This is a genomic window from Xanthomonas sp. LF02-5, assembly GCF_034105325.1.
GTDB lineage: Bacteria > Pseudomonadota > Gammaproteobacteria > Xanthomonadales > Xanthomonadaceae > Xanthomonas_A > Xanthomonas_A sontii.
In genome coordinates this window covers 186,064-207,849 of the sequence record NZ_JAXGGF010000003.1, presented here as the reverse complement: position 1 = coordinate 207,849, position 21,786 = coordinate 186,064, and the positions used below count along the sequence as shown (strand labels likewise).

18 protein-coding genes are annotated in these 21,786 nt (G+C 69.5%); 14 read left to right on the top strand and 4 right to left on the bottom strand.

Translation table 11 applies throughout. The annotated features are described in order from the left end of the window. Positions 1 to 5: 5 nt before the first annotated feature. From SLW52_RS10040 to SLW52_RS10010, 7 genes are all read left to right on the top strand, one after another. Positions 6 to 1,145, top strand: a complete 1,140-nt coding sequence (locus tag SLW52_RS10040; protein ID WP_320740227.1) for an NAD(P) transhydrogenase subunit alpha — start codon at positions 6 to 8, stop codon at positions 1,143 to 1,145. 3 nt (positions 1,146 to 1,148) lie between these two features. Next, positions 1,149 to 1,463 (top strand): NAD(P) transhydrogenase subunit alpha, encoded by a 315-nt coding sequence (locus tag SLW52_RS10035; protein WP_017909700.1) that lies wholly within the window; start codon positions 1,149 to 1,151, stop codon positions 1,461 to 1,463. A gap of 4 nt (positions 1,464 to 1,467) precedes the next feature. Beyond that, positions 1,468 to 2,874, top strand: coding sequence for an NAD(P)(+) transhydrogenase (Re/Si-specific) subunit beta (locus tag SLW52_RS10030; protein ID WP_320740228.1), 1,407 nt, complete (start codon positions 1,468 to 1,470; stop codon positions 2,872 to 2,874). A gap of 65 nt (positions 2,875 to 2,939) precedes the next feature. Next, positions 2,940 to 4,331: an NAD-dependent succinate-semialdehyde dehydrogenase gene (locus SLW52_RS10025; protein WP_150409627.1), complete on the top strand. Its 1,392-nt coding sequence runs from the start codon at positions 2,940 to 2,942 to the stop codon at positions 4,329 to 4,331. A 196-nt stretch (positions 4,332 to 4,527) separates the two neighbouring features. Next, on the top strand, positions 4,528 to 5,664 hold the full coding sequence (mltB, locus tag SLW52_RS10020) for a lytic murein transglycosylase B (RefSeq protein WP_017914484.1): 1,137 nt from the start codon (positions 4,528 to 4,530) through the stop codon (positions 5,662 to 5,664). Beyond that, positions 5,661 to 7,145 (top strand): septal ring lytic transglycosylase RlpA family protein, encoded by a 1,485-nt coding sequence (locus tag SLW52_RS10015; protein WP_320740229.1) that lies wholly within the window; start codon positions 5,661 to 5,663, stop codon positions 7,143 to 7,145. Before mltB ends, SLW52_RS10015 begins: the two co-directional genes overlap by 4 nt. A gap of 149 nt (positions 7,146 to 7,294) precedes the next feature. Then, positions 7,295 to 8,506: a D-alanyl-D-alanine carboxypeptidase family protein gene (locus SLW52_RS10010; protein ID WP_017913472.1), complete on the top strand. Its 1,212-nt coding sequence runs from the start codon at positions 7,295 to 7,297 to the stop codon at positions 8,504 to 8,506. A 144-nt stretch (positions 8,507 to 8,650) separates the two neighbouring features. On the opposite strand, the gene SLW52_RS10005 is transcribed toward SLW52_RS10010, so the two are convergent. Then, entirely contained in the window at positions 8,651 to 9,706 is a 1,056-nt protein-coding gene (locus tag SLW52_RS10005; protein ID WP_320740230.1) for a lipid A deacylase LpxR family protein, read from the bottom strand. Between the two features lie 352 nt (positions 9,707 to 10,058). On the opposite strand from SLW52_RS10005, the gene SLW52_RS10000 reads away from it, so the two are divergent. From SLW52_RS10000 to SLW52_RS09985, 4 genes are all read left to right on the top strand, one after another. Beyond that, the gene (locus tag SLW52_RS10000) at positions 10,059 to 10,337 is read left to right on the top strand and encodes a YbeD family protein (RefSeq protein WP_152243635.1); all 279 of its coding nucleotides are present in this window, start codon (positions 10,059 to 10,061) and stop codon (positions 10,335 to 10,337) included. Further along, positions 10,325 to 11,032 (top strand): lipoyl(octanoyl) transferase LipB, encoded by a 708-nt coding sequence (gene lipB / locus SLW52_RS09995; RefSeq protein WP_320740231.1) that lies wholly within the window; start codon positions 10,325 to 10,327, stop codon positions 11,030 to 11,032. The genes SLW52_RS10000 and lipB overlap by 13 nt, the downstream gene beginning before the upstream one ends. A gap of 22 nt (positions 11,033 to 11,054) precedes the next feature. Continuing rightward, positions 11,055 to 12,065 carry a lipoyl synthase gene (gene lipA, locus SLW52_RS09990; protein WP_043094712.1) on the top strand — a complete coding sequence of 337 codons (1,011 nt, stop codon included), beginning with the start codon at positions 11,055 to 11,057 and terminating at the stop codon, positions 12,063 to 12,065. A gap of 232 nt (positions 12,066 to 12,297) precedes the next feature. Then, entirely contained in the window at positions 12,298 to 14,475 is a 2,178-nt protein-coding gene (locus SLW52_RS09985) for a carboxy terminal-processing peptidase (protein ID WP_017908122.1), read from the top strand. A 347-nt stretch (positions 14,476 to 14,822) separates the two neighbouring features. Here SLW52_RS09985 and SLW52_RS09980 read toward each other — a convergent pair whose 3' ends face one another. Continuing rightward, on the bottom strand, positions 14,823 to 15,566 hold the full coding sequence (locus SLW52_RS09980; RefSeq protein ID WP_295914525.1) for a sulfite exporter TauE/SafE family protein: 744 nt from the start codon (positions 15,564 to 15,566) through the stop codon (positions 14,823 to 14,825). Between the two features lie 86 nt (positions 15,567 to 15,652). On the opposite strand from SLW52_RS09980, the gene SLW52_RS09975 reads away from it, so the two are divergent. Then, the gene (locus SLW52_RS09975; RefSeq protein WP_320740232.1) at positions 15,653 to 16,567 is read left to right on the top strand and encodes a LysR substrate-binding domain-containing protein; all 915 of its coding nucleotides are present in this window, start codon (positions 15,653 to 15,655) and stop codon (positions 16,565 to 16,567) included. Positions 16,568 to 16,990: 423 nt separating this feature from the next. Here SLW52_RS09975 and SLW52_RS09970 read toward each other — a convergent pair whose 3' ends face one another. After that, positions 16,991 to 17,872 (bottom strand): endonuclease/exonuclease/phosphatase family protein, encoded by an 882-nt coding sequence (locus tag SLW52_RS09970; protein ID WP_295938853.1) that lies wholly within the window; start codon positions 17,870 to 17,872, stop codon positions 16,991 to 16,993. 86 nt (positions 17,873 to 17,958) lie between these two features. Then, positions 17,959 to 18,957 carry an arabinogalactan endo-1,4-beta-galactosidase gene (locus SLW52_RS09965; protein ID WP_267099712.1) on the bottom strand — a complete coding sequence of 333 codons (999 nt, stop codon included), beginning with the start codon at positions 18,955 to 18,957 and terminating at the stop codon, positions 17,959 to 17,961. A 286-nt stretch (positions 18,958 to 19,243) separates the two neighbouring features. Between SLW52_RS09965 and SLW52_RS09960 the strand changes: the two genes are divergently transcribed. Together SLW52_RS09960 and SLW52_RS09955 are read left to right on the top strand one after the other, a co-directional pair. Continuing rightward, positions 19,244 to 20,299 carry a bifunctional nicotinamide-nucleotide adenylyltransferase/Nudix hydroxylase gene (locus SLW52_RS09960; protein WP_017909091.1) on the top strand — a complete coding sequence of 352 codons (1,056 nt, stop codon included), beginning with the start codon at positions 19,244 to 19,246 and terminating at the stop codon, positions 20,297 to 20,299. Between the two features lie 61 nt (positions 20,300 to 20,360). Further along, positions 20,361 to 21,785, top strand: a complete 1,425-nt coding sequence (locus SLW52_RS09955) for a nicotinate phosphoribosyltransferase (RefSeq protein WP_017915878.1) — start codon at positions 20,361 to 20,363, stop codon at positions 21,783 to 21,785. Position 21,786: the final 1 nt, after the last annotated feature.

Genomic DNA, 21,786 nt, shown 5'->3' with positions numbered 1-21,786 from the left:
CGATCATGGCGTTCACTGTTGCAGTCCTGAGGGAAGAACAGGCCGAGGAGCGCCGCGTGGCGATGGTGCCCGCGGTGCTGCCGAAGCTGGCCAAGTTGGGCGCGCAATTGCGCCTGCAGGCCGGTGCCGGCAGCGGTTCGCGGCTGCCGGATGCGGCCTATGCCGGCGCCACCGTGCTCGACGATGCGCAAGAGGTGGTGGCCGGTGCGGACCTGCTGCTGGCCGTGCAGGCGCCATCGCTGCGCACGGTGGCGGCGCTGCGCCCGGGCAGCATGCTGATCGCGATGCTGTACCCGGCCAAGCTGCCGGGCCTGCTGGAGCTGCTGTGCGAACGCCGCATCACCGCCTTCGCGATGGAGACGGTGCCGCGCATCAGCCGCGCGCAGGCGCTGGACGTGCTGTCCAGTCAGGCCGCACTGGCCGGCTACTACGCGCCGCTGCTCGGCGCCGTGCGTCTGCCGCGCATCCTGCCGATGATGACCACCGCCGTCGGTTCGCTGCGTGCCGCGCGCGTGCTGGTGATGGGCCTGGGCGTGGCCGGCCTGCAGGCGCTGGCCACCGCGCACCGGCTAGGCGCGATCACCGAAGGCTACGACGTGCGTCCGGAAACCCGCGAGCAGGCGCAGTCGGTCGGCGCGCGCTTCGTCGACACCGGCATCGATGCGCGCGGCGAGGGCGGCTATGCGCGCGAACTCAGCGCCGAGGAGCGGGCCAAGGCCGCGGCGGTGCTGACCCAGCACATCCAGCAGGCCGATCTGATCATCACCACCGCCAACGTGCCCGGGCGCACCGCGCCGATCCTGATCGACCGCGAGCAGATCGCCGGCATGAAGCCCGGCGCGGTGATCGTGGATCTCGCCGCCGACAGCGGCGGCAACTGCGAAGGCAGCGTGCCGGGGCAGACCGTGGAGGTCGGACCGGTCACCCTCGTCGCCCCGCGCAACGTGCCTTCGGCGCTGGCCCAGCACGCCAGCGAGCTGTACGCCAAGAACCTGCTGGGGCTGCTCGACCTGCTGGTGCGCGACGGCGCACTGGCGCCGGACTTCGACGATGCGGTGGTCGCCGGCACCGCGCTCACCCATGACGGCCGCCTCTGCCACCCACCGGTGCCGGCCGCCGCGCCCGTTCCCACCAAGGAGTCCTGAGTCATGTCTCTCGATCTGTCGATGAGCTGGCTGATCGCGTTGTACGTGTTCATGCTGGCCGCGTTCACCGGCTACGAAGTGATCGGCAAGGTGCCGTCGATCCTGCACACGCCGCTGATGTCCGGGTCCAACTTCGTCCACGGCATCGTCGTGGTCGGCGCGATGCACGCGCTGTTCAATGCCGACACCGTCGCCGGCCAGGCGATCGGTTTCGTCGGCGTGTTGCTGGGCGCCGGCAATGCCGCCGGCGGCTACGTGGTCACCGACCGCATGCTGGCGATGTTCAAGCCCAGCGCCGCGCCGGCCGCGAAGGAGTAGCGCCATGCTCTCGCTCCTGGTGCAACTGAGCGGGTTCGCCGCCGCGTTGCTGTTCATCCTCGGCCTCAAGCGCATGTCCTCGCCGGTGACCGCGCTGCGCGGCATCGTCCTGGCCGGGATCGGCATGCTGGTGGCGGTGGCCGCCGCCTTCGGCTATCTCGCCGACCTGCAGCCCGCGGCGCGTCCGCACGCGCTGACCAACCTGGCACTGGCGCTGCTGGCGTTGCTGCTGGGCGGTGCCTGGGCCTGGCGCAGCGGCCGCCGTGTCGCGGTGACCGCGATGCCGCAGATGGTGGCGCTGTACAACGGCATGGGCGGCGGCGCCGCCGCGGCGGTGGCCGCGGTCGCGCTGACCGCGCGGCAGCCGCAGCAGGGCGGCCTGCATCTGGCGGTGACCGTGCTCGGTGCGCTGATCGGCGCGATCTCGCTGTCCGGCTCGGTGATCGCCTGGGCCAAGCTCGATGGCCGCATCAACACGGCATGGCGGTTCAAGGGGCAGAGCGCGTTCAATGCTGTGGTGTTCCTGGCCGCGCTGGTGCTGGGCGCGCTGGTGGTCACCGGCACGGGCGGCGCCTGGGCGGCGCCGGCGTTCTTCATCGCCGCGCTGGGCCTCGGCGTGCTGATGACGCTGCCGATCGGCGGCGCCGACATGCCGGTGGTGATCTCGCTGTACAACGCCTTCACCGGCCTGGCGGTGGGCCTGGAAGGCTTCGCCCTGCAGAACCCGGCGCTGATGATCGCCGGCATGGTGGTCGGCTCGGCCGGCACCCTGCTGACCGTGCTGATGGCCAAGGCGATGAACCGCTCGCTGGGCAACGTGCTGTTCAGCAATTTCGGCGACGGCGCCGCCGTCGTGCAGGGCGACGTGCAGGGCCGCATGACCGCGGTCGAGCCGGGCGATGCGGCGACGTCGATGCGCTACGCCTCCAGCGTGATCATCGTGCCCGGTTACGGCCTGGCCGTGGCGCAGGCGCAAGGGCGGCTGTACGAACTGGTGAAGCTGCTGCAGGCCGCCGGCGTCGACGTGAAGTTCGCCATCCATCCGGTCGCCGGGCGCATGCCCGGGCACATGAACGTGCTGCTGGCCGAAGCCGGCGTGCCCTACGACCTGATCTACGACATGGAGGACATCAACGACAGCTTCGCCAGCACCGACGTGGCGCTGGTGATCGGCGCCAACGACGTGGTCAACCCGGCGGCGCGCACCGACAAGGCGTCGCCGATCTACGGCATGCCGATCCTCAACGCCGACCAGGCGCATCAGGTCTACGTGATCAAGCGCGGCCAGGGCAAGGGCTACGCCGGCGTGGAGAACCTGCTGTTCTACGGCGACAACTGCGACATGGTCTACGGCGACGCCGCCGCGGTGCTCAACCGCATGGTGCAGGCGGTGAAGGAACTGGCCGCCTGATCCAACCGCTTCCCGCGTCGGCGCGAGGCGTCCGGCGCTTTCCGACCTTCCACGAGGACACCACCATGACCTATGCGACCCGCAATCCCTATACCGGCGAATTGCTCGCCACCTTCCCGGAGGCCACCGATGCGCAGGTACTGGCCGCGATCGATGCCGCCGACGCCGCGTTCCAGCAATGGAAGCAGGCCCCGTTCGCCGAACGCGCCAGGGTGATGCATGCCGCGGCGCGGCTGCTGCGCGCCAACACCCGCGAGTACGCATGCCTGCTGACGCTGGAGATGGGCAAGCTGATCGGCGAGGCCGAAGCCGAGGTGCGGCTGTCGGCGGACATCTTCGAGTACTACGCGGTCAACGCCGAGCGCTTGCTGGCGCCGGAGCATCTGCCGGTGGCCGATCCGGCCGAGGGCAGGGCGATGGTGGTGCACGAGCCGCTGGGCGTGCTGCTGGCGATCGAGCCGTGGAATTTCCCGTACTACCAGATCGCGCGGATCATCGCCCCGCAACTGTCGGCCGGCAACACCGTGCTGCTCAAGCACGCCTCCAACGTGCCGCAGTGCGCGGCCAAGTTCGAAGCGCTGATGGCCGAAGCCGGTCTGCCGGCCGGGGCCTTCGCCAATCTCTACGCCACCCGCGGCCAGGTGGAGACCATCCTCAACGACCCGCGCGTGCACGGCGTGGCGCTCACCGGGTCGGAAGGCGCCGGCGCCATCGTCGCGGCCCAGGCGGCCAAGGCACTGAAGAAGTCGACCATGGAACTGGGCGGTGCCGACGCCTTCGTGGTGCTGGACGATGCGCCGCTGGAGAAGACGGTGAAGTGGGCGGTGTTCGGCCGCCACTGGAACGGCGGGCAGGTCTGCGTGTCGTCCAAGCGCATGATCGTGGTGCAGGAGGTGTACGACGAATTCCTGCAGCGCTACCGCGCCGGCGTGGCGGCGCTGCGTGCCGGCGATCCGATGGATCCGGCGACCACTCTGGCGCCGCTGTCTTCGCAGGGCGCCGCCGACGACCTGAAGCGGCAGATCGCCGAGGCGGTCAGGCATGGCGCCACCGCGACCGAGGTCGGGCCGCCGGTACCCGTGCATGGCGCGTTCGTGCAGCCGACCCTGCTCACCGACGTCGCCCCGGACAACCCGGCCTACCACCAGGAATTCTTCGGCCCGGTGTCGATGCTGTTCCGCGCCCGGGACGAGGACGACGCGGTGCGCATCGCCAACGATTCGCCGTTCGGCCTGGGCGGCTCGGTGTTCACCGGCGACGATGCGCGCGGCGTGGCGGTGGCCAGGCGCATCTCCACCGGCATGGTGTTCGTCAACCACCCGACCATGGTCAAGGCCGACCTGCCGTTCGGCGGCGTGCGCCGTTCCGGCTACGGGCGCGAACTGATCGGGCTGGGCATCAAGGAATTCGTCAATCACAAGCTGATCGACGTGGTCGACATCGACGCGCCGTTCTGAGTGGGCGTCATGCGTCAGGCCAAGCCGCCGGAGGCAACCCCGGCGGCTTTTTTGTGCCGTCGCCACGCCCAGGTCGGGGCGCGTGCCCGGTGCATGCCGGCAGGCCATGCTGCGGGCGCACTTGACCTGGGGCAAAGTTCTTTTGTTTCATGGCGTTATTGGTAGAAATTCATCTTGAATCTGTTAGTCTGCCGGCATGATCCGACGCTCGCTGATTTGCCTGCTCACGCTTGGCCTGGTCGCATGCGCGACCCAGCCCAAGGCGCCTCCGTCGCCGCCGCAGGCCAGCGCGCCGCCGCCTGCGCCGCGTCCGGCTCCGCCGGCCGAGGCCGCGCCGGAAGTGGTGCAGGCGCCGCCGGTGGACCTGACCCCGGTCCCGTTCGAGGTCGCCCGCGCCAACTTCGTCCGCGACACCGCGGCCAGGTACGGCATGGATCCGGCGCAGATCGAGGCGACCCTGGCGCAGGCCCAGTTCAAGGATGCGATCGTCGCGGCGATGTCGCGCCCGGCCGAGCGGGTCAAGCCGTGGAGCGAGTACCGGCCGATGTTCATCAGCCAGGCGCGCATCGATGGCGGCCGCGCGTTCCTGGCCACGCATCGCGACGAACTGCAGCGGGTGCAGGCGCGCACCGGCGTGCCGGCCGAGGTCATCGTCGCGATCATCGGCGTGGAAACCAGCTACGGCAAGAACGCCGGCTCCTACCGCGTGCTGGATGCGCTGTACACGCTGGCGTTCCGCTATCCGCGCAGCGGCGACCCGGCCAAGCTCGAGCGCGAGGTGCGCCGCGAACTGTTCTTCCGCGATGAGCTCGGCCAGCTGTTCGCGCTGGCCCGCGAGGAGAACCTGGACATCACCGGCCTGATCGGCAGCTACGCCGGCGCGATGGGCCTGGGCCAGTTCATGCCCTCCAGCTATCGCCAATTCGCGGTCGACGGAGATGGCGACGGCAAGCGCAACCTGTTCACCGACTACGACGACGCGTTCTCGTCCATCGCCAACTACTTCGTCAAGAAGGGCGGCTGGGTGCGCGACGGCGTGGTCGCGGTGCCGGCGACGCTGCGCCCGGGCGCAGAGGAATTCAATCCGACCGACTGGACGCCGACCTACACCCTGGCCGACCTGGCCGCGCGCGGCTACACGCCGACCGCGCCGGTGCCGGCAGCCGCCGGCGGCGCCACGCCGATCACGCTCGACGGCAGCGCCGGCAAGCAGTACTGGCTGGGCTTCCAGAACTACTACGCGATCACCCGCTACAACAATTCCAAGATGTACGCGATGGCCGTCTACCAACTGTCCCAGGCCATCGCCGGCAAGGAGTTACCCCCGGCATGAACCCGAACGCGCTGCTCCGGATCGCTCCCGTCGTCGCTGTGCTGGCGCTGGCCGCCTGCAGCAGCGCCCCGAAGAAGACCGCCGGCGGCGCCGGGCCCGGCATCCGGGTCGAGGGCAAGGGCCCGGCGCACGTCGCCACCGGTTGTCCGTCGACCTCGCCCTACGCGCCGGCCAAGGAAGATCCGTCCAAGCGCGGCAACTACACCGCCGGTGGCCTGTATGCGCCCGGCGTGCGCGACAGCACCCCGGACTACGTGCCCAACGTCGCCTGCATTCCCGAGCCGCTGGTCACCGACGAGCCGCGCTCGGCGATCGGCAACCGCTCCCCGTACATGGTGCTGGGCCGCGAGTACGTGGTCATCGACGATCCGCACAGCTACGTCGAGCGCGGCACCGCCTCGTACTACGGCAGCAAGTTTCATGGCCGGCTGACCTCCAACCGCGAGGTCTACGACATGTACGCGTTCACCGCCGCGCACAAGACCCTGCCGCTGCCCAGCTTCGCCCTGGTCACCAACCTGGACAACGGCGAGTCGGTGGTGGTGCGGATCAACGACCGCGGTCCGTTCCACGACGACCGGCTGATCGACCTCAGCTACGCGGCGGCGGTCAAGCTCGGCATCACCGGCAAGGGCACCGGCCGCGTGGAAGTGCGCGGCCTGACCCCGGCCGACAACGGCGACCTGCTGGCACGGCGCACTCCCGGCCGGCGCCCGGCGACGCTGCTGGCCAGCGCGTCCACCGCCACCGCCACACGCGATCCCGCGGCGGTGCGGCGCGCGGCGGACATGGACAACCTGGTCAAGACCCTGCCGGCGAAGTCGGCCGGATCGGCCGGCGGCAGCGTGGCCGCCGCCGCGACCGTGCCGGCGCGTGCCGTGCCGGTGGCGGCGGTCGTTGCGCCTACCGCGGCCGCGGCGACCGCCACGGCCGCGGCGCTGCCGGAAGGCGAGCGCTGGCGCTATCGCGTGCAGGACGCGCCGGGCCGGGTCGGCGATGCCGATCGTTTCGACGCCTGGATGAAGTCGCGCGGCGTGCGCGTGGCCACTGGCAAGCCGGCCACGCCCGCGCCCAGCGTGGCCGCAGCGAGCACCCCGGTGCGCGGATCCCGCGGCACCGCGACGACCAGGCCCGTTGCCGCGGCGACCGCCGTCGTGGCCGCCCCGACCGTCGCAGTGGCGACGCCGGCAGCGCCTCCCGCACCGGTCGCCAGCGTCGCGCCGCGTGAGGACGACAGCGCGCGCGGGCCGCTCGGCATCCTGCTGCAGGTGGCCAGCTTCGCCAGCCGCGAGAACGCCAACCGCGCGCTGTCGCAGTTGGCCTCGGCCGGCATCGTCGGCGCCAGCATCAGCGACATCGTCTCCGGTGGCCGCACCCTGTGGCGGCTGCGGGTGGCGGCCGAGGACCACGGGCGCGCCGCCGAGCTGGCCACGCGCATCGCCGGCCTCGGCTTCGGCCGGCCGCAGATCGTCAAGGATTGAGGTGGCGTGCCCGCCACGGCGGGCGGTCGGCGCGCCGATGGCTTAACGCCGGTTCGCGCGCGTGTCCGCGCCGCGCCTGCCCGGGCGCCGGCTCGGCCTACAATGTCGCGTTTTCCATCGGCCTTCGGGCCCGCCAGGAGTCGTTTTAGATGAAATTCCGCTTCGCCGTCGCTGCCGTGGCCACGTTCGCCGTCGGCCTGGTTTCCGCGCAGACGCCCGGCCCGGTTCCCGCGCCGCCGGCCGCCGCTGCCGCCGCTCCGGCCACAGTGGCGATCCCGCCCGCGCCCAAGCCGGCCGTCTCCAAGTCCTGGGTGCTGATGGATTACGCCACCGGCCAGGTGCTGGCCGGCGAGAACGAACACGAACGCGTGGCCCCGGCCAGCATCACCAAGGTGATGACCTCGTACGTGATCGCGGCCGAACTGAAGCTTGGCAAGATCACCCGCGACGACCAGGTCATGCTCAGCGAGCGCGCCTGGCGCGAGGGCGGCGCCGGCACCGACGGCAGCTACAGCGGCTTCCCGGTCAACAAGACCGCGCGCCTGGAAGACATGGAAAAGGGCATGGCGATCCAGTCCGGCAACGACGCGGCGATCGCGCTGGCCGAACACACCGCCGGCAGCGAGGAAGCCTTCGCCTCGCTGATGAACGAGTATGCGAAGAAGATCGGCATGACCGGCTCGCACTTCGTCAACGCCCACGGCCTGTCGGCCGACGGCCACTACACCACCGCCTACGATCTGGCGCTGCTGGGCCGGGCGATGGTGCGCGACTATCCGGAAACCTACGCGTACAACAAGATCAAGGAATTCCGCGTCGGCGACATCACCCAGCCGAACCGCAACCTGCTGCTGTGGCGCGACCCCAGCGTGGACGGCATCAAGACCGGCCACACCTCCGAGGCCGGCTACTGCCTGCTCAGCTCGGCCAAGCGCGGCGACCAGCGCCTGATCGCGGTGGTGATGGGCGACAGCTCCGAGAAGCAGCGTGCCGAGGACAGCCTGGCGCTGCTGAACTGGGGCTTCCGCTTCTTCGAGACCCACAGCCTGTACGAGCCGGGCAAGCAGGTCGCGCAGCAGCGCGTGTGGAAGGGCACCGAGAAGCAGGTGCTGCTGGGCGTGGCGCAGCCGCTGCTGGTCAGCGTGCCGCGCGGCCGTTACAACGAACTGAAGCCGGCGATCGAAGTGCCCAAGACCCTCGAGGCGCCGATCAAGCAGGGCCAGCAGATCGGCATGGTCAAGGTGAGCCTGGACGGCAAGGTGGTGGCGCAGGCCCCGCTGGTGGCGCTCAAGGCGGTCGACGAGGCCGGTTTCTTCAAGCGCCTGTGGGACAGCTTCTGGATGTGGTGGGAATCCGAATGATTTGTTTGAAAAAAGCCGGCTGACGCCGGCTTTTTTCTTGGGAATGGAGAATGGGGAATAGGGAATTGGTAAAGCGGTGTCTCGCGACCTGACGGATGGGGTGGGAGGCCCGCTTTTGCCATTCCCCATTCCCCATTCCCAGCCTCACAGCTTCCGACTCACCGTAAAGCTCCCGAACACTGGCGTCTGCCGCTGCAGGTCGAACTCGCGGGTGCGCCAGTAGCGGGCGAGGGCGAACTTCCATTTGCCGCGCATCACCGCCAGGCCGATGCCGGCGTCGCCGACGAAGGGGCGCTTCTTCACGCTGTGGCTGTCGCGGAAGGTGTTGCCGTCCAGAGTGATGTCGCGCAAGACCCAGCGTCCATCGCTGGTCACGAACAGATGCGCCGACCAGCCGCTGCCGACGCTGTCGGCCGGCGGGGCGACGTTTTCGCCGGCGGGACGCAGCGGCGAACTGCCGAAATCGTCCGGCAGCTTCCAGCCCAGGCGCAGTTCCATGCCGGCATTGGCGTGCGTATCTAGCGTGCCCAGCGCGCCGCCCCAATGGCTGATCGCGTCCCACCCCCAGCCGTCGCGGCTGCCGTCGCCGGACCAGCGGCGCAGCCGTTCGTGCAGCACGCGGAACACCGGTTCGTCGTGCAACTGGTTGTCCCAGCCCTGGAACTTGGCGTCGCCGAGCAGGGCGTGCACCGCATCCTGCACCTGCTTGCCCTGCGCCGACGGACCGATCAGGCCCAGGGTGAGTTGCGTGGTACGCAGGCGCTCGTCATTGCGCGCGTTGTAGCCGATGTTCATCAGCAACAGGCCGGCGTAGGGGCGGTCGTCCTGGATCAGGTCGCGGCGGGTCTTGTCGGTGGGGGTGAACAGCGCTTGCCCGACCGCGAAGGTCATGTTGCGCTGGGTGAAGTCGCTGTTCGGCTGCAGCCAGGTCAGACCACGGTTCACCGCCCGCGCCAGCCGCGGCAGGCAGGGGTCGTCGGTGTAGTCGCGCAGATTCGGCGAGACGATGATCAGGCCGAACCCATTGGTATAGCCCTGGTCCTGGCCGGCGCCGCCGAACAGGTCGTTGTCGACGCGGAAGTTGACCGTGGGCGCGGTCGCTTCCAGGGTGTCGCGTGGGCATTGCGCGGTGGCAACGGCGGGCGCAACCGCGGCGGCGAGGGCGACAGCCAGCGGAAGCAACGGGCGGGGTGACGGCATGAGTGGCGTCTCTGGTCGGAAAGGGAGTGAGCGGCGATGTACGCCTGCAGGCAGTCGATGCCGGCGCCACCCCGGACCATGAACGCAGCCCGTGCGGTGAAGGATAGGCAAAAGCGCCGTAGCGGACAAATTCGTCCGTTTGGGTTTGTCTGTCCCATCTGCCCTCTTGCAGCGTGAAGGCGGTGGTGCGCAATGACGCGCAGGGAGGCCGCCGCCACGGCGCGCGGCCGTGCCACACCGGTGGCTGGCGCGCGGTCGGACCTCCGTGCCGCGTGGCTCCGCGATCCCGGGGCGCTGTCTGCCCACCGGGGCCGGCCTTGGGTTTGCCCGGCGCCGGCCCGATAATGCGGACATGGACATCACTTCCGATAACCCCGATCACGGTTTCCAGTTCCCCGGCGTGTTCGAACTCAGCGCCATGGGCACCGCCAACACCGGCCTGGAGGCCGAACTGCCGCGCCTGCTCGCCGCGGCCGGCGTGGAGGTGATGGACGAGCGCATCAGTTGGAAGCATTCGTCCAACGGCAAGTACGTTTCGGTGCGCATCGCCTTCCGTGCCGTGGACCGCGCCCAGTACGACGCCGCGCACCAGGCGCTGCGCGAACACCCGGAAGTGAAGTGGACGCTGTAGCCGAGGACGCGCCAGTGGCGCCGGCACCGACGCTGCCGCCGTGCGGCGTCCGCCAGCTCGGCCGCCAGCCCTACGAGCCGGTGTGGCGGGCGATGCAGCGCTTCACCGACGCGCGCGACGAGACCACCCCCGACGAACTGTGGGTGGTCGAACACGACCCGGTGTTCACCCTCGGCCAGGCCGGCAAGCCGGAACACGTGCTGGCGCCGGGCGACATCCCGGTGCTGCAGGTCGATCGCGGCGGCCAGGTCACCTATCACGGCCCCGGCCAGTTGGTGGTGTACCCGCTGCTGGACCTGCGCCGGCTGCACATCGGCGTGCGTGACTACGTGTGCCGGATCGAGCAGGCGATCATCGACACCCTCGACGAATGGAACATCCTCGGCGAACGCCGCGACGGCGCGCCGGGCGTCTACGTCGGCGGCGCCAAGGTCGCCGCGCTCGGCATCCGCGTGCGCCGCGGCTGCACCTTCCACGGCCTGTCGTTCAACGTGGCGATGGACCTGGAGCCGTTCCACCGGATCAATCCCTGCGGCTACCAGGGCCTGCAGGTGACCGCGGTGCTAGACTTGGGCGGTCCCTCCGGCATGCAGGCGGTCACTCCGGTCCTGCTGGCCCAACTGGCGCGCCAGTTCGGGCTGACCCTGCAGCCGCTCGACGCCTTGCCCGATCTTTCGCTCACGCACGCGGCTTGACCGCCTGCCCGCCGACCACGCCATGACCCAGCCCAGCGCACGCTCCATTCCCTTGCAGGTCCTTTCCGGCGACAGCGCGCCCGCGCCGCTGCAGACCGGCGTCAAGCAGTTGGGCGGCGACAAGATCGCGCGCTCGCCGGTGCAGTTCGCCGACGCGCCGGTGCTGCGCAAACCGTCGTGGATCCGCGTGCGCATTCCCTCCGGCAATGCGGTGCAGAATCTCAAGGCCAAGCTGCGCGAGAACCGCCTGGTCACCGTCTGCGAAGAGGCCAGCTGCCCGAACATCCACGAGTGCTTCGGCCACGGCACCGCCACCTTCATGATCCTCGGCGAGGTCTGCACCCGCCGCTGTTCGTTCTGCGATGTCGCGCACGGCCGGCCCAAGCCGCCGGACGCCGGCGAGCCGGCCAGCCTGGCGCAGACCGTGGCCGACATGGGCCTGAAGTACGTGGTGGTGACCAGCGTCGACCGCGACGATCTGCGTGATGGCGGTGCCCAGCATTTCGCCGACTGCATCGGTGCGATCCGCGTCGCCGCGCCGACCACCCGCATCGAGATCCTGACCCCGGACTTCCGCGGCAAGGGCCGCATGGACCGCGCGCTGGAGATCCTGGCGACCAATCCGCCGGACGTGTTCAACCACAACATCGAGACCGTGCCGGACCTGTACCCGAACGTGCGTCCCGGCGCCGACTACCAGTGGTCGCTGACCCTGCTGAAGAAGTTCAAGGCGCAGCATCCGGCCATCGCCACCAAGTCCGGCATCATGCTCGGACTGGGCGAGACCCTGGAGCAGGTGCAGGCGACCCTGCGCGACCTGCGTGCGCACGACGTGGACATGGTCACCATCGGCCAGTACCTGCAGCCGACCGCCCATCACCACCCGGTGATGCGCTACTGGACGCCGGACGAATACAAGGCGCTGGAGGAGTACGGCAACGCGCTGGGCTTCAGCCACGTCGCCTCCGGGCCGATGGTGCGCTCGTCCTACCACGCCGATCGCCAGGCGGCCGGCGCCGGCGTCGCCGCCTGAATCGCGTTCTCCTGAGCCGCGTCGTCGATCGCGCCTTTGCGCGGCGGCGACGCGCGTTCGTCGCCGCAGGACGACCGTCCGCGCGGCTCGCACCGGCAGCGTTCACATTTCTGCGCAAGCCGGCAGCTAGTCTGCTTCATGAACAGGTGACACGGCCTGCAACTTGCGTCACTGTCGTGTTGTCTCACGCGATGTGCTGCCCCCCTGACGGCCTGGTGCCGAGAGTCCCCAGATGAAATTCAAAGCTTCCGCCTTCCTGCTGGCGTTTGCGCTGACCGCACCGCTGGCGCTGTTCGCCCGTACCGATGCGCCCGCCCTGCCGGCCGCTGCCACCGCCGACCAGGCCACCACCGCCAAGCTGGTGTACGGCCTGCTCTCCGACAGCCGCTACGCCTACCGGCCGCGCGCCCTCGACGAGGCGACCTCGAAGGAGGTCTTCAAGAAGTACCTGGAGACCCTGGACGGCAGCAAGCAGTTCTTCACCCAGGCCGACGTCGACAAGTTCGCCAGCTTCCAGAACAACCTTGGCGCCAACATCGCCTCCGGCCAGCTGGAACCGGCGTTCCAGATCTTCGCCGTGTACCGGCAGCGGGTGGACGAGCGCATCGCCTACGCGCGCAAGCTGCTCAAGCAGGACTTCAACTTCGACGGCGACGAGAAGTTCGAGTACGACCGCAAGAATGCGCCGTGGGCCAAGGACGACCAGGAACTGGATGCGCTGTGGCGCAAGTCGGTGATGAACGACTGGCTGCGGCTCAAGCTCGCCGGCAAGAAGCCGGAGGACATCCGCAAGACCCTGGACAAGCGCTACGCCAACCTCGACGACTCGGTGAAGGAACTGAAGAGCGAGGACGTGTTCCAGTTCTTCATGAACGCCTACACCAACACGGTCGATCCGCACACCGACTACTTCACCCCGCGCACCGCCGAGAACTTCAACCAGCAGATGTCGCTGTCGCTGGAAGGCATCGGCGCGCAGCTGCAGAAGCAGGACGACCTGGTGGTGATCCGCGAGGTGATCCCGGGCGGTCCGGCCGCGCTGGACGGCACGCTCAAGCCGGGCGATCGCATCGTCGGCGTCGGCCAGGGCAAGAGCGGTCCGGTCGAGGACGTGATCGGCTGGCGCATCGACGACGTGGTCGCCAAGATCCGCGGCGACAAGGACACCCAGGTGCGCCTGGAGTACATCCCCGCCGAGGCCGGCGTGGACGGCAAGCATCGCCAGGTGCTGCTGACCCGGCAGAAGGTGCGCCTGGCCGAACAGGCCGCCAAGGGCGAGACCATCGAGCTGCCGGCCAAGGACGGCGAGCCGGCGCGGCGCATCGGCGTGATCAAGCTGCCGGCGTTCTACCAGGACTTCGAAGGCCGCCGCCGCAACGCCAAGGACTATGCCTCGGCGACCCGCGACGTGGCCAAGCTGCTGGCCGGGTTCAAGACCGACAAGGTCGACGGCGTGGTGCTGGACCTGCGCAACAACGGCGGCGGTTCGCTGGACGAGGCGATCGAGCTGACCGGCCTGTTCATCGAGCAGGGCCCGGTGGTGCAGGTGCGCGAATCCGGCGGCCGCGTCACCGTCAACAGCGACCAGAACCCGGCCGTGGCCTGGGACGGCCCGCTGGCGGTGCTGATCAACCGCGGCTCGGCTTCTGCGTCGGAGATCTTCGCCGGCGCCATCCAGGATTACGGCCGCGGCCTGATCATCGGCGAGACCAGCTTCGGCAAGGGCACGGTGCAGAACATCGTCGACCTGGATCGCTGGCCGGCCAACGAGACCGACCGCTTCGGCCAGGTCAAGCTGACCATCGCCCAGTTCTTCCGCGTCAGCGGCAGCAGCACCCAGCACAAGGGCGTGGTGCCGGACATCGCCTTCCCGGCCAGCGTCGATGCCACCGAGTTCGGCGAAAGCACCTACGACAACGCGCTGCCGTGGAGCCGCATCGCCGCGGTGCCGCACACCCAGTACGGCAATTTCGCGCCGCTGCTGCCCAAGCTGGAGGCGCTGCACACCACGCGCATCGCCAACGACAAGGAATTCCAGTGGTGGGAAGAGGACGTTCGCCAGTTCCGCACCGAGGCGGCGAAGAAGTACGTGGTGCTCAACGAGGCCGAGCGCCGCGCCGAGCGTGAGAAGCAGGACGCGCAGCGCAAGCAGCGCCAGGAGATCCGCAAGCAGCTCGGCCTGCCGCTGGATCCGCTGGCCGACGACAGCAGCGACGACGGCCTGACCGGCAACGAGCGCGACATCGTCAAGGACGCCGCGCGCGAGAAGCTGGTCGACAAGCGCCCGGATCCGCTGCTGCGCGAATCGGCCTCGATCCTGAGCGATGCGGTCAACCTGCTGGAGAAGGACCGTCCGCTGTCGGTGCAGGTGCTGCCGCAATCCACCGGCCCGGGGCGCTGGGCCGACTGAGCCCGCGCGCTAGCGTCGCAAAAGCCAACGCGCCATCGCCCAGCGGTGGCGCGTTTTTTTGTGGGAGCGGCGTCAGGCCATCTCTCGCAATCCGTTCCGCCACGCGCAGGCGGATTCTGCTTGCCCGGTAGAAGGGTAATTTCGCGATCAGGTTGCTCCCACATCCCGCGTCGTCGCGACGACGCGGCCATGGGCGCGCGCAATCGCGGCCCTTCGGGTTGGGCCTGGCAGGCGCGCGGCCGGCGCCGCGCTGCTTGACCTAACGGCCAGTCAGGCGCTGCGCCACGCAACGCCGGCCGCGCGCCTGCCAGACCCAACGCGGCATACTCGGGAATTGATGACACGCCCTAGCCCAGCGCCTGCCACACCTGGTGCAGGCCCAGTGCCAGCAAGGTCAGGAAGAACACGCGGCGAAACGTGCTGGCGGAGATGCGTTGGCGCAGCCGCGTTCCCAGCCACATGCCCACGGCAGTGGGCAGCAGCGCCAGCAACGACGGACCCAGCGCCTGGGTGGGGAATGCCCCGTGCGCGACGAGGGCTGCGGCCAGCGCAAGCGTGGCCGCGGCGAAACAACTGCCGAGCGCGCGCATCAGCGCCTCCCGCGGCAGATCCAGCGCCACCAGATAGGGCAGCACCGGCAACACGAACACACCGGTGGCGCCAGTCAGCAGCCCGGTCGCCAGGCCCACGGGCGCCGCCGCCCAGCGCGCCTGCGATGACGACAGGCGTGCCTGCCACTGACTCAGCCCAAGCACGGCATACAGCGCCAGCAACGCGCCCAGGCCGGCGCGCGCCAGCCGCGGGTCGGCGCCCGCGAGGATGCCGGCGCTGCACCAAGTGCCGGCGGCGATGCACGCCAGCAGCGGCCACAGTCGCCGCAGCAGCGCGCCGGTGCCTGCGCCCCAGGCTTGTTGCAGGTTGGTCAGCAGCGACGGCAGCGCCAGCAGCGCCGCGGCCTCGGTCGGCGTCAGCCACAGCCCCAGCAGGCCCATCGCCACCGTCGGCAGGCCCATGCCGGCCACGCCCTTGACGCCGCCGGCGAGCAGGAAGACCAGGGCGATCGGCAGCAGATGCGGTGCGAGGGTGTCCATGGCATCCAGCATCGGCGCGCCGCGGCGGCCGGACAATGCGCGAATGCGTCAGGCAGAATTCGGCAACGACGAAGGCGGGAGCATCGATGCACCTGGATTTCACCGATCTGCGGCTGTTCCTGGCGGTGGCCGAAGCCGGCAGCATCACCGCCGGAGCCGATCGCGCGGCACTGTCGCTGGCCGCGGCCAGTGCACGCATCCGCGCCTTGGAGACGCAGCTTGGCGTCGCGCTGTTCGCGCGCGGCCCGCGCGGCGTCGGCCTCACCGCGTCCGGCACCGCGCTGTTGCGGCACGCGCGGCAGTTGCTGCGGCAGGCCGAGGCGATGCGCAGCGAACTGGGCGAGTACGCCGGCGGCCACCCGACCAGCGTGCGCCTGCTGGCCAATACTGCGGCGCTGTCGGAATGGTTGCCGGAACTGCTGGCCGAGTTCCTGGTGGCGCACCCGCGCATCGATCTGGCGCTGCGCGAACAGGGCAGCGTCGCCGCGGCCGATGCGCTGCGCGAGCAACGCGCCGACCTGGCGGTGATCGCCGATCACGCTGATCTGCAGGACCTGCAAGCGCGCCCGTTTCGGCAGGATCGGCTGGTGCTGGTGGCCGCGGCCACGCATCCGCTGGCGCAGGCGCCGCAGTTGCGGTTCTCGGAGGTATGGCAGGCGCAGTTGCTCGGCCTGGCCGAGGACAGCGCACTGCAGCAGCATCTGCGGACCCAGGCGGCGCGTGCTGGCGGGCAGTTGCGCATCCGCGCGCAGGTGCACGGCATCGAACCGCTGTGCCGCATGCTGGCGCGCGGCGCCGGCGTGGCGATCCTGCCGCAGGCGGCGCTGGAGCGGGTCAGCGTGCGCGCGCAGTTGGTCGCGGTGCCGCTGCAGGAGCCGTGGGCGCTGCGCCAGTTGTCGATCGTCTGGCGACCGACACCGGTGCCGTCGCCGCCGGTGCAGCAGGTCCTGGATTGGCTGTGTGCGCATGCGGCGCCGGCGGCCCGAGGATCCGTCGACTGACGCCTCTGACGATGCGCTTGCGCCATGGTGCAGCGAGGCATCGTTAACTGGCGGGCGCGGGCCTTGTTACGCTGTTCGGGATCGCTTGCGACGGCTGTTTCCCGGTGACGCGTGTCGCGGCTGAAGCTGCTCCTGCGGACGCACGGCCCTCTGTCAGCGCAGTTGCTTGCTGTGGGAGGGACTTCAGTCCCGACTGCTGCCGGAGCCGGATGCTTTCCGGTGCGAGATTGCGACGGAAGAACTGCGCGGATCACGCGCTTCTGCGTTGGCTCTGCCGGAAGTGTTGCCTGTCTTGCAGCGCTCGATGCGGCCTTGGTCAGCCACGCCAAGGCCTTTCGCGTCATGCGCGTCGCGGCTGATACCGAACAGATAGGAACCGCTCCCGTTCGTGGGCCTGCGGTCCATGCCGCAGGCCCACGCGCCTCACTGCGGCCAGGCGAACGTGGCGATCACCGGAAAATGGTCGGACGGCCAATGGCCCTGCGGCCGCGCGTCGAGCGTGGCGTAGTCGGTTGCTTTGAGCCCGCGCGAGAGGATCCAGTCGATGCGCCGGTCGGGATGGCCGGTGAAATCGTGGAAGGTCGCTTCCGGGCCGCGCGGCTGCGCCACCTGCGTGCGCGCATCGGCCAGGCTGGCGGTGAGGGTGCGGTAGGTCGGCGAGTCCGGCACCGTGTTGAAGTCGCCGGTCAGCACCACCGGCACGTCCGCCGGCAGCGCCTTCAGCCGCGACACGATCAGCGCCGCGCCCTTGGCGCGCGCCGCTTCGTCCTCGTCGCGATAGGGCAGATGGGTGTCGAACAGGTAGAAGCGGCGGCCATCGCCGATGCGCTCGAACAGACCCCAGTTGACCATGCGCGGCAGCGGATGGCCCCAGCTGATGCTGCCCATCACCTCCGGCGTGTCCGACAGCCAGAAGTGTCCCGAGTCCACCAGCTTCAGCGCGTGGCTGTCGTAGAACACACCCATGCGTTCGCCGTCGTCCTTGCCGTCGCGGCTGGGGCCGAACCAGCGGTACTCCGGCATTTGCGCGGCCAGGTAGTCGGCCTGGCGCTGGACCAGTTCCTGTGTGCCGAACACATCCGGGTGCTGCGCGCGGATCAGCGCGGCCATCGCGCTGCGGCGCACGTCCCAGCGCTTGTCGCCGTCGGTATCGACCGGCACGCGGACGTTGAAGCTCATCACCTTGAGCGGGGCCGGCGCGGCGGGCGTTGCGGGCGTGCGCGCCTGCGCTGGCGCGATGCACGCGCTCAGCACCAGCAGCAGAGGAAGCGCGAGCTTGCGCGCGGACGACAGCGACAGCGACATGGCAGATCTCGACAGGAGCGGAGCACGCGATGGTGGCACGGCGGTGGTGTCGGTGACCACCGCGTGGCGCGCCTGCCGCGAGGTGCTCAGTTGAACGCCGACAGCGCCTGGGTCAGTTTCCCGTTGTTGTCGACCGCGCCCATCGTGTAGCCCTGCCAGCCCGGATACGCGTCGGGTTCCCAATAGAACACGCCCAGGCCGCGGCTGCCGAGCGCGCGGGTCTTGCTCAGCAGATCGGCCAACATCGCGCGGGTGGTCGCGGCCTGCTGCCAGTCCATGCCGACCTCGCTGACGATCACGTCCGACCCGTAGCGCGCCACCATGTCCTGCATGTTGCTGGCGATCTGGGTGTTGGCGCTCTGCCAGGCATTGGGGGACGGGTAGTGCGACATGCCGACCACGTCCCACTTGCCGCCGGCCGACTTGAGGCTGTCGAAGAACCAGCGGAAGGTCGCGTTGTCGTGGCCGTTGGCCAGGTGCACGATCACCTTGGCGTTGGGATAGACCGACTTGCTGGCGTTGTAGCCGCTGTTGATCAGTTGCGCGAGGTTGCCGAAGTTGGGCGTCTTGCCGTCCGGCCACAGCATGCCGCTGTTGATTTCGTTGCCCACTTGCACCCAGCTCACGTCGATGCCGTTGGACTTGAGATAGGACAGGATGCCGTTGGTGTGCGAATACACGTCCTTCACCAGGGTGGCGAAGTCGTGGTTGCTCCAGGCCGCCGGCTTGGTCTGCTTGCCGGGATCGGCCCAGCTGTCGCTGTAGTGGAAGTCGATCATGATGCGCATGCCCTGCGCCTTGGCCCGCTTGGCCATGTTCAGCGTGTCGGCGCCGTCGTTCCAGCCGCCCTGCGGATTGACCCACACGCGCAGCCGGATCGCGTTGACCCCGGTGCCCTTGAGCAGCGAGAAGAAATCGGTGGTGGCGCCGGAGGCGTTGCGGAATACGCGACCGCTGCTCTCCTGCTGGTCGATCCAACTGACATCGGCGCCCTTGGCGAAGGTCTGCGCCATGGCCGGCGCACACAGACAGGCGAGCAACAACACCAGCAGCCAGGCGGACACGCGCTTGCTCGATCGGTTCATGCGATTCTCGCGATGATGGGAGGAGGGAAGGGGGGGCGTCATGCGGCCCCGAGGAGTGGGCGCAGCGACGTGCCGGGCCGTCCCCCGTGGCCGCGGCGCGCACGAGGCTAGCGCGATCGTCACGGCGACGCGCGCTGCACTGCAGCGGTGCTGTCGCGACGTCCGCAAGCGCTGTCTGGATGGCCGATGAATCTGCGCGGTGCGTCACTTGACGCGATGCGGCATCGGCGTAGCATTCCGCTCACGCCAAGGGACAGACCCGCGGCGATCCACCCAACCGTGAGGGATGCTCATGGAGTTCGACTATCTCGTGTTCATCGGGCGCTTCGAGCCCTTCCACAACGGCCACGCCGCCGTTGCCCGCCACGCCCTGGCGCGTGGTCAGAAACTCATCTTCCTGATCGGCTCGGCCGAGACTCCCCGCACCATCCGCAATCCTTGGACCGTTGCCGAGCGCAGCGTGATGATCCAGGCCGCGCTGGAAGGCGCCGGCGAGCGGCTGATCCTGCGGCCGTTGCGCGACCATCTGTACAACGAAAGCCAGTGGATCGCCGCGGTGCAGTCCACGGTGGCCGAGGCGGTGCGCAGCGACGGCGGCAGCGCCGAGGCACGGATCGGCCTGATCGGCATGGACAAGGACGCCAGCAGCTATTACCTGCGCGAATTTCCGCAGTGGCCGCTGGTCGATGTGCAGCACACCGAGACGCTGTCGGCGACCGAGCTGCGCCGTTACCTGTTCGAGGCCGGCAGCATCGATTTCCACGGCGCGCTGCTGATGCTGCGCGGCAACGTGCCGACGCCGGTGTTCGACATGCTCGAGGCGTTCCGCAAGAACTCGCCGTCGTATGCCGAACTGCTCGCCGAGTACCAGTTCATCGAGCAGTACCGCGCCGCCTGGAAGGAGGCGCCGTATCCGCCGACCTTCGTCACCGCCGATGCGGTGGTGGTGCATTCCGGGCACGTGCTGCTGGTGCGCCGCCGCGCGGCGCCGGGCAAGGGCCTGTGGGCGCTGCCCGGCGGCTTCGTCGGCCAGCACGAGAGCATCCTCGACGCCTGCCTGCGCGAACTGCGCGAGGAGACCCGGCTGAAGATTCCGGTGCCGGTGCTCAAGGGCTCGCTGAAGAACCGCCACGTGTTCGACCACCCCGAGCGCAGCCTGCGCGGGCGCACCATCACCCACGCCTTCCACTTCGAGTTCGTGTTCGGCGAACTGCCCGAGGTGCGCGGCGGCGACGACGCCGACAAGGCGCGCTGGGTGCCGGTCAGCGAAGTGCTGGGCATGGGTCCGAAACTGTTCGAAGACCATCTGCACCTGCTCGAATTCTTCCTCGGCCGCGGCTGACGCGGCCTTCCCGGCCGGCGGACAGACCGCCGGCTTTCCCAGACGCGAAGGAGCTTCCGTCATGCAATGCCTGAACAACCTGCTGCTCAACACCGACAGCTACAAGGCCAGCCACTGGCTGCAGTACCCGCCCGGCACCGACGCCACGTTCTTCTACGTGGAATCGCGCGGCGGCGTCTACGACCGCACCGTGTTCTTCGGTCTGCAGTCGATCCTCAAGGAGGCGCTGGGCCGCCCCGTCACCCATGCCGACATCGACGAGGCGCGCGACCTGTTCGCCGCGCACGGCGAGCCGTTCAACGAGGCCGGCTGGCGCGACATCGTCGACCGCCTCGGCGGCCAGTTGCCGATCCGCATCCGCGCCGTGCCCGAGGGCAGCGTGGTGCCGACCCACAACGCGCTGATGACCATCGAGTCCACCGACGCGCAGGCCTACTGGGTACCGTCGTACCTGGAGACGCTGCTGCTGCGCATCTGGTATCCGGTGACCGTGGCCACAGTGAGCTGGCACGCCAAGCAGACCATCCGCCAGTTCCTGGAGCGCACCAGCGACGATCCGGACGGGCAGTTGCCGTTCAAGCTGCACGACTTCGGCGCGCGCGGCGTGTCCAGCCTGGAATCGGCGGCGATCGGTGGCGCGTCGCACCTGGTCAACTTTCTCGGCACCGACACCGTGTCCGGGCTGTTGCTGGCGCGCGCGCACTACCACGAGCCGATGGCCGGCTATTCGATCCCCGCCGCCGAGCACAGCACCATCACCAGCTGGGGCCGCGAGCGCGAGGTCGAGGCCTACCGCAACATGCTCAAGCAGTTCGGCAAGCCCGGCGGCGTGGTCGCGGTGGTGTCGGACAGTTACGACATCTTCCACGCGATCCGCGAGCACTGGGGCACCACGCTGCGCGAGGAGGTGATCGCCTCCGGCGCCACCGTGGTGATCCGCCCGGACTCCGGCGATCCGGTGGCGGTGGTGCACCAGTGCCTGGAACTGCTCGACGAGGCCTTCGGCCACAGCGTCAACGGCAAGGGCTACAAGGTGCTCAACCACGTGCGGGTGATCCAGGGCGACGGGGTCAACCCGACCAGCATCCGCGCGATCCTGGAGCGCATCACCAGCGCCGGCTACGCCACCGACAATCTGGCCTTCGGCATGGGCGGTGCCTTGCTGCAACGGCTCGACCGCGATACCCAGAAGTTCGCGTTGAAGTGCTCGGCCGCCCGCGTCGACGGCCGCTGGATCGACGTGTACAAGGATCCGGTCACCGACAAGGGCAAGCTCAGTAAGCGCGGGCGCATGCGTCTGCTGCGGCACCGCGAGTACGGCAGCTACCGCACCGAGCCGGTGGCGCCAGACGCGGTGTCGGCCGAAGCGGTCGCCGGCCCGGCCGGTTACGACGATGCGATGGTCACCGTGTGGGAGAACGGCCGCCTGCTGCACGACTGGACCTTCGCCGAGGTGCGCGAGCGCGCGAACGCGGCGCGCCTGTAGG